Source organism: Nocardia sp. TBRC8007 (assembly GCF_056629435.1).
In genome coordinates this window covers 207,034-217,842 of record NZ_JBWSOR010000004.1, presented here as the reverse complement: position 1 = coordinate 217,842, position 10,809 = coordinate 207,034, and the positions used below count along the sequence as shown (strand labels likewise).

At 63.3% G+C, this 10,809-nt stretch carries 10 protein-coding genes; 6 read left to right on the top strand and 4 right to left on the bottom strand.

The window, feature by feature from the left end; translation table 11 throughout:
* The first annotated feature begins 324 nt into the window (after window positions 1-324).
* Both ACX4ZE_RS06805 and ACX4ZE_RS06800 read left to right on the top strand, forming a co-directional pair.
* On the top strand, window positions 325-1,473 hold the full coding sequence (locus tag ACX4ZE_RS06805; RefSeq protein WP_480272443.1) for a hypothetical protein: 1,149 nt from the start codon (window positions 325-327) through the stop codon (window positions 1,471-1,473).
* A 186-nt stretch (window positions 1,474-1,659) separates the two neighbouring features.
* Complete coding sequence (locus ACX4ZE_RS06800) at window positions 1,660-2,373, top strand: DUF1906 domain-containing protein (RefSeq protein WP_480272442.1); 714 nt, start codon at window positions 1,660-1,662, stop codon at window positions 2,371-2,373.
* 79 nt (window positions 2,374-2,452) lie between these two features.
* Here the strand turns inward: ACX4ZE_RS06800 and ACX4ZE_RS06795 are convergent, their stop codons facing one another.
* Entirely contained in the window at window positions 2,453-2,800 is a 348-nt protein-coding gene (locus ACX4ZE_RS06795) for a hypothetical protein (RefSeq protein WP_480272441.1), read from the bottom strand.
* Between the two features lie 93 nt (window positions 2,801-2,893).
* Window positions 2,894-3,673 carry an Rv1157c family protein gene (locus ACX4ZE_RS06790; RefSeq protein WP_480272440.1) on the bottom strand — a complete coding sequence of 260 codons (780 nt, stop codon included), beginning with the start codon at window positions 3,671-3,673 and terminating at the stop codon, window positions 2,894-2,896.
* Window positions 3,674-3,994: 321 nt separating this feature from the next.
* On the opposite strand from ACX4ZE_RS06790, the gene ACX4ZE_RS06785 reads away from it, so the two are divergent.
* Window positions 3,995-5,239 (top strand): mannosyltransferase, encoded by a 1,245-nt coding sequence (locus ACX4ZE_RS06785; protein ID WP_480272439.1) that lies wholly within the window; start codon window positions 3,995-3,997, stop codon window positions 5,237-5,239.
* A 1-nt stretch (window position 5,240) separates the two neighbouring features.
* Here ACX4ZE_RS06785 and ACX4ZE_RS06780 read toward each other — a convergent pair whose 3' ends face one another.
* Complete coding sequence (locus ACX4ZE_RS06780; RefSeq protein WP_480272438.1) at window positions 5,241-5,540, bottom strand: 4a-hydroxytetrahydrobiopterin dehydratase; 300 nt, start codon at window positions 5,538-5,540, stop codon at window positions 5,241-5,243.
* Window positions 5,541-5,590: 50 nt separating this feature from the next.
* A complete protein-coding gene (locus ACX4ZE_RS06775) occupies window positions 5,591-5,767 on the bottom strand; it encodes a hypothetical protein (protein WP_480272437.1) in 177 nt (58 codons plus the stop codon).
* Between the two features lie 154 nt (window positions 5,768-5,921).
* On the opposite strand from ACX4ZE_RS06775, the gene typA reads away from it, so the two are divergent.
* The 3 genes from typA (at window position 5,922) to mshB (ending at window position 10,765) form a co-directional block, all read left to right on the top strand.
* Window positions 5,922-7,820, top strand: a complete 1,899-nt coding sequence (gene typA, locus ACX4ZE_RS06770; RefSeq protein ID WP_480272436.1) for a translational GTPase TypA — start codon at window positions 5,922-5,924, stop codon at window positions 7,818-7,820.
* 270 nt (window positions 7,821-8,090) lie between these two features.
* On the top strand, window positions 8,091-9,869 hold the full coding sequence (locus ACX4ZE_RS06765) for an ABC transporter family substrate-binding protein (RefSeq protein WP_480272435.1): 1,779 nt from the start codon (window positions 8,091-8,093) through the stop codon (window positions 9,867-9,869).
* Entirely contained in the window at window positions 9,866-10,765 is a 900-nt protein-coding gene (gene mshB, locus ACX4ZE_RS06760) for an N-acetyl-1-D-myo-inositol-2-amino-2-deoxy-alpha-D-glucopyranoside deacetylase (RefSeq protein WP_480272434.1), read from the top strand. Before ACX4ZE_RS06765 ends, mshB begins: the two co-directional genes overlap by 4 nt.
* Window positions 10,766-10,809: the final 44 nt, after the last annotated feature.

Genomic DNA, 10,809 nt, shown 5'->3' with positions numbered 1-10,809 from the left:
GTGGTGCCGGGGGTCGGGAAGTGAGGATCGCCGTCCGGGTCGCCGCAGTGAGCCGGACAGCCTCCGATCTCTCCCGACCTGCCTGTTCGTGCGCCGGTTTCGTGGTGATTGTGTGGATTGTCGCTATAGTGGGCCGATCGGTCGGATCTGCACTGTTAAACAGTGGTCCGAACCGTCCTACTATGGAGGTGACGGTGCCCGGCAGCGCCGTCGCGGATCCCCGCCCTGCTTTCCCCTCATCGGCAGGACGGGGATTCGGATAGGGGTATGCGGGCACGGGTAACCCGAAACCGGACGAGTACCGTATCGGTTGTCCATCGAGAGATGAGGGTTGCGGGACTATTGATGCAGCTGATCGATGATTCGAACAGTGCCCCGGCCTGGATCGACTATGCCGAATTCGGCGAGCGTTTCGTGGCGTATGCCGTGACCGCGACCCGAATCGAAGCCGCCATCTCCAACATGGCGGGCCATGGCATCACCATCGGCCCGGTTTCGCTCGTTCCGGCCAAGCTGGCCAGCTTCACGGCCGAGGGTAGGATCGGCACGCCCCATGTCCTGCGCAATGGCCCACAGGTGACTTTCGAGGTCACAATCCCGGTGTCGCTGGCGTTGACACTGCGGCTGCGCCGGAGAAAGCTCCGGCTGGAGGCCAGGGTCGAGATCGATATGACGTTACACGCCCGCACCGCCGACCCATTGCTCATCGTCATCGATATTCCGCCGATTACGTGGCGTGATGTCAGCTTCGTGCTGCGCGCACAGGCAGTGGAATCTTCTTGGGAATGGCTGCTCGGCCCAGCCGCGGGGGTAGTGCAGAATGAGGTTGCCGCCCGGGTGAACGCCATGTTGGCCGAGCCACAGACTCGCCGCGGCCTGGTATTCGACGTCGAGGCCATGGTCGGCAGCACTCATTCGGAGTATCGGGACAACACCGAGTTCGACTGGATCGGTTATGACGAGTTCGGCCGCCGGTTCTTCACCCGCATTGTGACACGACATCGGGTGTACGAGGCGGTGGAACAACTGGCGGGTAGACCTATCGAGATCGGGCCGCTGCGAACCGGGCCGCGGGATCGTGCCATTGTGACGGTCCGCGGCGAGCTCCGGCTACCGCGGCTGGCGGATCGCGCCGCAGGGCCGGTCGCGTTCGACCTGACGCTGCCGATAAGCCTGGACATCACCGTGGATGTGCTGAAGGCTAATCGATATCAGGCCGAACTCGAGGTACCGTTGGCGCTCACCGCTCGGGCCGCCGAGCCGCTGTTGGTGGTGATCGACGTCTTGCCTCCGGATCCCGCCGACATTTACCTGGAGTTCACCGCGCATGGAGTGCGGGCTTCTGTTTTCGGTGTGCTGGCGCGGATCAAGAAACAGGTCGTGCGGCAAGTTGCTGCGGTGGTTCGCGAAGAATTGGCCGATCCGTCGGTTCGGATCATCGATGTTGCCGCACGTATCAACGACGTGGCCTGATCATCCGCCGCTTCCAGTGAAAGTCGGTATGTGACGAAAGTGCAGTGTGTGATCCATGGGTCTAGCGGTTCCAATGTGAATGTGGTGAAATGGGTTTACGTTCGAGGCTCCCGGCGCGCATCGAATATGGGGAAGGTGCGCCGGGCACGCTGCCATCCGATGTGAGGTTGCGCGAAGGAGTCCACGATGCGTTCCAGTTCGGTATCTCGGCGTGATCTTTTCGCCTACGCGGCCGCGGCAACTATGGTCGGCGTGACCGCTAACGCGGCTCCGGCCATGGCCCGGCCCGTGTACGGCACCCTGATCGACTACGCGGGCGGGGTTCCCTCCGCCACGGCGATCAAGGACGCGGGCTACCTCGGTGTGATCCGCTACGTTTCCGATCGCAGGCCCGGTGCCGAGTGGATGACGGGCAAGCCATTGCTGGCGGGGGAAGTCGAGCGGTTGCGGGCAGCGGGACTGCAGATCGTCTCGTGCTACCAGTTCGGCAAAGGCGCGACCGCCGATTGGCGCGGCGGGCTGGAGGCAGGTAAGCGGCACGCTGAGCGCGGACTCGAACTGCACCATGCGGCAGGCGGCCCGGACAATGTGCCGATCTACGCCGCTATCGACGACAATCCTTCCGTAGCCGAATTCACCGCCATGATCGCGCCGTACCTTCTGGGCTGGCACGCCGTGCTCGGCAAGGAGGGCACCGGAGTCTACGCGAACGCACCGACCATAGCGTGGGCTACTGCCGCAGGACTCGGTTCCTGGTATTGGCAACACGATTGGGGCACGCCTCGGGGTTTTGTTCACCCGGCTGTGCACTTGCACCAGTTCGAGATCGATAAGCGATCCGTCGACGGTGTGGGCATCGATCTGAATACCATCCTGGCGCCGGAGTATGGGCAATGGTGATCAGTATTCCTCGGGGTATGCGATTCCTCGGGGTGTGTGGTGTGTCCGGATCGAGCGGGCCGCTCGCGGTTGCCGGTGGCTAGGTCTGCCAGTGACTGAGCGGCGCCACACGCAGGTCGGGTTCGTCCGGGACGACGCGTAGCGTCGGACGGCTCTCGGGTGCCGTGTGGTCGCCGAGCCAGGAGAACAGCGACCACCTGGACAGACCGGAGAAGGCCGAACCGAGGCTGCTGAACGAGAACGAGGAGACCGCAGACCCGAACGATCCTACCGACCCGACCGACAGCACCGAGCCGACACTGCCGATCGACAGAACCGAATAGGCCGAGCCGATCGACAGAATCGAACTTTCGGAACGGATCGACAGAATCGATCGGTGCGAGCTTCTGCTCCGGATCGAATGTCCTGGATGATCGATGGGCGCCATGGTTAGCGGTTTACCACAGTTCCCGCACCCACAGGTGGCATCGCGGCGAATTCGTTCCCGGTCCGCCCGTTCCAGTACTTTTCGGCCGAAAGCTCAGGCGACGGTGAAGAATCCGAGGGTCGGCGCGAAGGAACAGGTCCTCGGTGCGGTAGCGGGGTCGGCCTGAGTGGTCAGCGAGCCGGAGATGACAGCGACGATCCGACCGGAGCCGGTATCTGCGATCGCGGACAACGTGGCGGGACCGTCCGGGTTGATCTTCGCCTCATCGGTCAATGGCAGGACACCGGACTGGCGGGTGTCCACGTTCAGCCACTGCACCGTCATCGGCGGATTCTGTACCGGCGTCGGCGGCTTGGTGCCGAGCGCGGTGAATACGAATCCGGCCTGACCGGCCGCAGGGCCCGGTGGCGGCAGAGTTGCCGGACCCGATACGGCCAGTGCGGTGCCCACTGAATCCGAGGTCGGGCCGATACACCCCTTACCGATGGTCGGATAGAGGAATTGCGCGATCGGCGGGCCATCCTGTGGTAACTCCGGTCCGCCGCCACCACTGCCGTCCAGGAAGGTGATGATCCGCTCCAGCGTCGCCTTGATTTCCGGTGGCAGGTTCAGGATTGCCAGCAGCTGGCGGGCTTGGTCCAGAATCATCATCTTCGGGTCGGCGATATGCGTCGGGGTGGAGATCGCCTGGGCGATAACGGGCGTCAGCGCGGTCAGGGCGTCCACCGGGACGCCCTCGGGGATCATCGGAACGCTATAGGTAGTCGCCGCGGGCGCGGGGGCTGCGATTGCTGTCGTCGGCGCGGCGAGCGTGGCACTCGCCGCGATGGCGAATGCGGACAACACGATCCGCGTTCCTCTGGTGCGAAGCACTGGTCTGGCCGTCCTTACCTCGAGTACATCATGGTTCGATTGCGAAGTGACATCGATTCGGGGTCACTCTAGGGACATTGCGGCTACGTGTACAGCTATGGAGCCGAAAGGTTCGTGGACGATCCGTGTTTAGCAGACGGCAATGTGCTCGTGATGTTACTGGTGTGATAATTGATCCAAACGTTATCGACGATTCGAGGGCGGAGCCGAGTCGATCGGAGCTGTGGTTAATCTATCCGTGCCATCCATCCGTGCTGTCGTCGAATAACACCCCGTGGCCTGGGATATCGAACCGACGCACTCTAGCCGAAAGCCAGTGACGTGAACCGTTACCTCCGATGGGCCGTGCCGGTTCTCGGTCTGTCCGTGCTGGCACGGTTGCTCTGGATGCTGTTGTCCCCGAATGGGATGAATCTCGTCGACCTGCACGTCTACGTCGATGGATCAGCCGCTTTGTTGACCGACCAGCTCTACGACTTCACTTATGCGGAGAAGACACCGGACTTTCCGCTCCCGTTCACCTATCCGCCGTTCGCGGCAGTGGTGTTCTTCCCACTGCACTTCCTGCCGTTCACTGCCGTAGCGATTGCCTGGTTGCTTGCTGTCGTCGCGGCGCTCTACGCAGTGGTGTACATCAGTTTCGAGCTCGTACTCGGTACGCAGACGTTACGTGCGCCCCAGTGGCGGGCGATGACGGCGGGTTGGACCGCGCTTGGGCTGTGGCTGGAGCCGGTGCGGACTACGCTGGATTACGGCCAGGTCAACGTATTCCTCATGCTCGGTGGGATGCTCGCGGTACGAAGCTCCCGGTGGTGGATTTCCGGCGGGTTGGTGGGGATTGCCGCGGGTATCAAGCTGACTCCCGCGATCACCAGCCTTTATTTCCTCGCCCGGCGGCAGTGGATGACCGTAGTGTGGTCGGCGCTGGTTTTCGGGGCGACAGTAGGGCTGAGTTCCGTCATCGCGCCGAGCGCGGCGCGACAGTACTTCGGCACCCTGCTCGGCGATGCCGGCCGGATCGGGCCGGTCGGCTCGGTGTGGAACCAGTCGTTGCGCGGCGCGCTGAGCCGACTCCGCGGCTACGACGTGGAGTTCGGTCTGTGGTGGATCGCTGCTGTGCTGGTGGTCGCGGTGCTGGCATTCCTGGCCTGGCGCGCTCTCGGACCCGACGACCGGCTGGGCACGTTGATCGTGGTGCAGTTGTTCGGGCTGATGATCTCGCCCATCTCGTGGTCACATCACTGGGTGTGGTTGCTTCCGACATTGTTGTGGTTGATCCACGGGCCACTGTGTTCGGCACCCGGAGTCCGATTCGTGACCGGATTCTGGCTGGTGAACGCCCTCGTTGGGGTGCCGTGGGTGCTGTCGTTCTTCCAGGAGACGATCTGGACGATTTCGCGTCCCGGCGTGCTGTCCTGGCTCGGCACCGTCGATGTACTCGGCGTCGTGCTGTTCTACCTCTGGGTGATCCGGTGCGGTTCTGCCCACCCGCGTGGTCAGGGCCGGAGGAGGGAGCGCGCGTGGCCACGGAGGGCCCCGCGCGGAGCGCGGGAGAGCACAGCCTAGCTCAGCTGGATTGCGCCACGAGGCGATCTATCTTATGAGCCAGCGCCACATCCAGCGAGGTGATCCCACCCGAGGAGTGTGTGGACAGTGCGAACGTAATTGTGCGCCAACGGATATCGATATCCGGATGGTGATCGGCTGCCTCGGCTGCCTCGGCGACCCGGCGTACGAGCTCGATCCCCTCGGGGAAGGTGGTCGCTTGGGCAGTGCGGACCAGGCTGTCGCCTGTTCGCTTCCATGTCGGCAGCTCGGTGAGAGCTTCGGCGATTTCGGTGTCGGAGAGTACCGTTTGCTGTGTCATGAGACTGTTTCCTCTCATCTCTGGCCACTTTAGTGGCGATAGTGCCAGGGTCAGGCAGCGCGGGCCTGCTCTAGTGCTTTTTTCAGATCCTTACCGCAGATGCCCGCGGCTTCGCACTTCTTCATCCGCATGATCACGACGGGGCACTTCACACAGCGCTTCTTCTTCCGGCAGCACTTCTTCTTCGGTTTCAGGCTCGAAACCTGCTTTGCTTTGACCTTGCCCACGATAGTTAGCATACCCTTAGTGCAAAGGCTGGAACGTTGCGCGAACTGGACTGGCGGTAGGGTGTAGCTGGCCGCGATACCCGGTGAGTTTCGATTCTCCACCTGTTTGCAGGGGTCGGCGGGCACCAGTACCGAACAGCAGGAGGATTCAGGCGTGTCGTCTGCACGCGATTTTCGCAACGTTGCCATTGTGGCCCACGTCGACCACGGCAAGACGACCCTGGTCGATGCCATGTTGCGCCAATCAGGCGCGTTCGCTGAACGGGATGAGCTCGTTGATCGCGTGATGGACTCCGGTGATCTGGAGCGTGAGAAAGGCATCACCATTCTCGCCAAGAACACGGCGGTGCACCGTTACCATTCTGCTGGCTCGGTCACCGTGATCAACGTGATCGACACGCCGGGGCACGCCGATTTCGGCGGCGAGGTGGAGCGTGGTCTGTCCATGGTGGACGGTGTTGTGCTACTGGTCGACGCGTCCGAGGGGCCGCTGCCGCAGACCAGGTTCGTATTGCGCAAGGCCCTTGCCGCATCATTGCCGGTGATTTTGGTGGTGAACAAAACCGACCGTCCGGACGCTCGTATCGAGGAGGTGGTCGAGGAAAGCCACGACCTATTGCTCGATCTTGCCTCCGACTTGGACGATGCTGCCGCCGAAGCCGCCGAGCTCGCACTCGACCTGCCGGTGTTGTACGCATCCGGTCGGGAAGGCAAGGCGTCCAAGGAGCGTCCGGAGAACGGCCATGCGCCGGACGCGGAGAACCTCGATGCGCTGTTCGACGTGTTGCTGCAATACATTCCCGCTCCCAAGGGGAACCCGACAGCGCCGCTACAGGCGCACGTCACCAACCTCGACGCCTCGGCATTCCTCGGCCGCCTCGCGCTGGTTCGCGTGCACAATGGCGAGTTACGCAAGGGCCAGAATGTCGCGTGGATGCACGCCGATGGGGTCAAGCAGGTGAAAATCACCGAGTTGTTGCAAACCGTTGGTGTCCAACGGCAGCCGGGCGAGGTCGCTGGGGCGGGGGATATCGTCGCTATCGCGGGTATTCCGGACATCATGATCGGCGATACGCTCGCCGATATCGATAATCCTGTCGCGCTGCCCCGTATCACTGTCGATGAGCCGGCCATCTCGGTCACCATCGGAACCAACACCTCACCGTTGGTGGGCCGGGTGCAGGGCCATAAGTTGACTGCCCGCATGGTGAAAGCGCGGCTGGACCAAGAGCTGGTCGGCAATGTGTCGTTGCGCGTGCTCGACATCGGCCGCCCGGATGCTTGGGAGGTGCAGGGCCGTGGCGAACTGGCGCTGGCCATCCTGGTAGAGACTATGCGCAGGGAGGGCTTCGAACTGACTGTGGGCAAGCCGCAGGTGGTCACCAGGCAGGTGGATGGCAAAGTGCACGAGCCGTACGAAGAGCTGACCATCGATTGCCCCGACGAATATCTCGGCGCGGTCACTCAGCTGATGGCGGCGCGTAAAGGCAAAATGGTGCAGATGAGCAACCACGCCGCAGGCTGGGTGCGGATGGAGTTCATCGTCCCCTCGCGTGGTCTGATCGGTTTCCGCACCGATTTCCTCACCGAGACCCGAGGCACCGGCATTGCCAACGCGGTATCGCACGGTTATGCCCAGTGGGCGGGCGAGATCCGGGCGAGGCACACCGGCTCGCTGGTATCCGACCGCTCGGGCGCGGTGACGCCGTTCGCCATGATCCAACTGGCCGATCGTGGCCAGTTCTTCGTAGAGCCGGGCACGGACACCTACGAGGGCCATGTCGTCGGTATCAACCCGCGTGCGGAGGATCTCGATATCAATGTCACCAGGGAGAAGAAGCTGACCAATATGCGCAGTTCGACCGCTGACGTGATCGAAACGCTGGCCAAGCCGCTGCAGTTGGATTTGGAAGGCGCGATGGAGTTCTGCGCCGCTGACGAGTGCGTGGAGGTCACCCCGGAGGTGGTGCGGGTGCGTAAGGTGATCCTCGGTCAGAACGAACGCGCACGTGAGCTGTCCCGGCGGAAGGCGCGTGATCGCGCGGTGCTTTAGACGCTTCCCACGCTGGATAATTTTCGGAGAAATTCTTGCTTTCGATTCTTGTCGGATGGCAGGGAAATTGCTCAGGGGCGCCTAAAGCTCGGTTGTGATCGAGTCCGCATACCGGCCGGAATCCGCTACCAGGTTTCGGATCGAAGGCTCATCGGGGTACATCGCTACGATGGGCTCCGATTTATTCCACGAGTATCAGATCGACCGGAGATCCGCTCCCGCGATTGTGAATCTGCGCTCGAACTCGACCGTACGGTAGAGTCCCCGAACGTGAAAAGGGGCGCAGGAAAACGCGCGACGTGGCGCACGTTGTTGCCGACTGTGGCAGCGCTGACGCTGATCAGCAGCTGTGCGGCGAATCCTCCGCCCCCCATCGAAAGCACCGACAGTCCCATGTCCACACCGGCCGAACCAGTAGAGAACACCGTGGTTGTAGCCCTGGACACCGTCGGCACAGCCTTCAACCCGCACCTGCGCTCGGACCAGTCCACTGCCACCGCTGCGATCGCTTCGCTGGTGCTGCCGAGCCCGTTCCGCCCGGTGCCGAGCCCGGACACACCGGGCGCGACAGCCTGGGTTCCGGACACGTCGTTGCTGCTTTCAGCCCAGGTGACCGCGCAGGAGCCGTTCACGATCACCTATACACTTCGCAACGAAGCATCTTGGTCGGACGGAGCGCCCATCGCGGCAGAGGACTTCCACTATCTATGGCAGGAGATGATCTCCGAACCAGGGGTCGTGGATCCGGCCGGCTATCGGTTGATCTCGGATGTGAGTTCGTCGGCGGGTGGCAAAACGGTCAGCGTGGTGATGTCGCAGCCCTACCCTGGCTGGCGTGAGCTATTCGCGAATCTCTTGCCGTCCCACCTACTGAAGGACGCGCCTGGCGGATTCTCCAGAGGAATGAACGGCCAGGTCAATGGAGTCCGTGTTTCCGGGGGGCCGTTCGGAATCCGCTCGGCGGACCCTGGTCGAGACGAGATATTGCTGGAACGTAACGACCGTTTCTGGGGCACGCCGGCCGTGCCGGGGCAGATTCTGTTGCGTCGGGCGGGTACGACCGCGCAACTGGCGAGTTCATTGCGCACTGGTGATGTGCAGATGGCTCTGGTACACGGCGGTGTGGCGACACAGGCACAGCTGGGGGCGATTCCATCGGTGCGGACCGCGATCATGCCGCAGTCGCGGGTCCTGCAGTTGGTGCTCAATGGACGTAAAGGTGAGTTGAGCGATCCACAGGTTCGCGCGGGTGTGCTGGCATTACTCGACCCGGTACTGTTGGCGACAGTCGGCGCGCAAACCGGGAACTGGGTGGAGCCTGCTCGGGCGCAGGTCCTTGCGCCGTCTGATCCCGGCTATGTACCGACCGCTCCAGCGCGGCCGTCCGAGGACGAGGCATTCGCGCTACTCGCCGCGGCGGGGTATAGCCGGGCGCCGGAGCCACCACCCGCGCTGTCGCAGACCTCACCCGCACCGCGGCCGCGCACCATCGGCAAGGACGGCAAGCCGTTGACCGTACGCATCGGAGCGGTCGACCGGGATGCCACCGCACTCGCGGTGGCACATACCGCGGCCGACCAACTGCGTAGCGCGGGTATCAACGCGACAGTGCGCAGTCTCGCTGCCGACAAGCTGTACGGCAAGGAATTGCTCGGCGGCACTGTCGACGCGATCGTCGGCTGGGAGGTGGCCGGCTCGGATCCCGCGACTGTATTGGCATCCCGCTACGGCTGCCCGCCGCCGATGATGCCAGAGACCACGGGTGCGATGCGGGCCATCGTGGAGGCGGCACAGCGCGCACCGAGCAATCTGTCCGGAGTGTGCGATCCCTCCATACAACCCGCGATCGATGCGGCGCTTCGCGGGGGCGACGTAGGTCCGGTGCTCGCTGATGTCGAGCCCAAACTGTGGGCCATGTCGACGGTGCTGCCTATAGTGCAGGACAACGTGGTCGCCGTCGCTGGTCCCAGGGTGGATGGCGCCTCGCTCAGCGGTGCCATCCAGGTCGGCATTTTCGGCGACGCGTCCATGTGGCGCAGGATTCCGTGACCGTGGCGGCAACGGGTGGCCTGCTATTGGTGCACGCACACCCGGATGATGAATCCATCACCACTGGAGGGACGATCGCGTATTACCGTTGTCGTGGCGTACCGGTCACCGTAATCACCTGCACTCTCGGCGAGGAAGGCGAGGTGATCGGCGATGAATGGGCATTACTGACCGCGCGGCGCGCCGACCAACTCGGTGGCTACCGGATTCTGGAACTGACCCGTGCTCTGTCGGCATTGGACGCGGGACCGCCGCGCTTCCTCGGTGGTGCGGGGCGCTGGCGCGACTCCGGAATGGCAGGTACTGCATCGTCTGTGGAGCGGGCGAACAAACCAATGGTGTTCGCGTGCTCCGGAGGTGAGGCGGTGCGGGCGCTGACGGATGTGGTGTTGCAGTTACGGCCGCGCGTGGTGGTCGGTTATGACCCGAAAGGTGGTTACGGCCACCCTGACCACATCCGAGCGCATGAGGTCACTACGGCTGCGGTGCACGCGGCGGCCGACTGCGGCTGGGACACCCCGAAGTTCTACTGGACGGTCACCGACGCCGACATGTTGCGCCTGCACACCACCGCATTGGCCAAGCGCACGGCTGAGGGGCTGCCCGGTGCGCTGCCAGCTGGTTGGCGTCTGCCCGGCCCGGAGGAGCTCGCGTGCGTACCCAGCCATACGGTGACCACCGTCATAGATGTCTCCGAGGTTTTGCCTGCCAAGCGCGCCGCGCTGCGGGCACACGCAACCCAGGTCGATGTCGCGCCATCCGGACGGGAATTCGCGCTGTCGAACAATATCGCGCAGCCGATATTACCGGAAGAGCATTTCATTCTCGTGCGAGGTCGGCTCGGCTCGCTCGGACCGGACGGGCGGGAGCACGACTTGTTAAGCGGTTTGGACTGATGCCGACTCTCGTTACGTCACTGGAAGCGGTCTTCCTACCGATT

Coding starts and splice junctions, on each gene's coding strand:
- ACX4ZE_RS06805 (WP_480272443.1), top strand. CDS start 325: ATGAGGGTTGCGGGACTATTGATGCAGCTGATCGATGATTCGAACAGT.
- ACX4ZE_RS06800 (WP_480272442.1), top strand. CDS start 1,660: ATGCGTTCCAGTTCGGTATCTCGGCGTGATCTTTTCGCCTACGCGGCC.
- ACX4ZE_RS06795 (WP_480272441.1), bottom strand. CDS start 2,800: ATGGCGCCCATCGATCATCCAGGACATTCGATCCGGAGCAGAAGCTCG.
- ACX4ZE_RS06780 (WP_480272438.1), bottom strand. CDS start 5,540: ATGACACAGCAAACGGTACTCTCCGACACCGAAATCGCCGAAGCTCTC.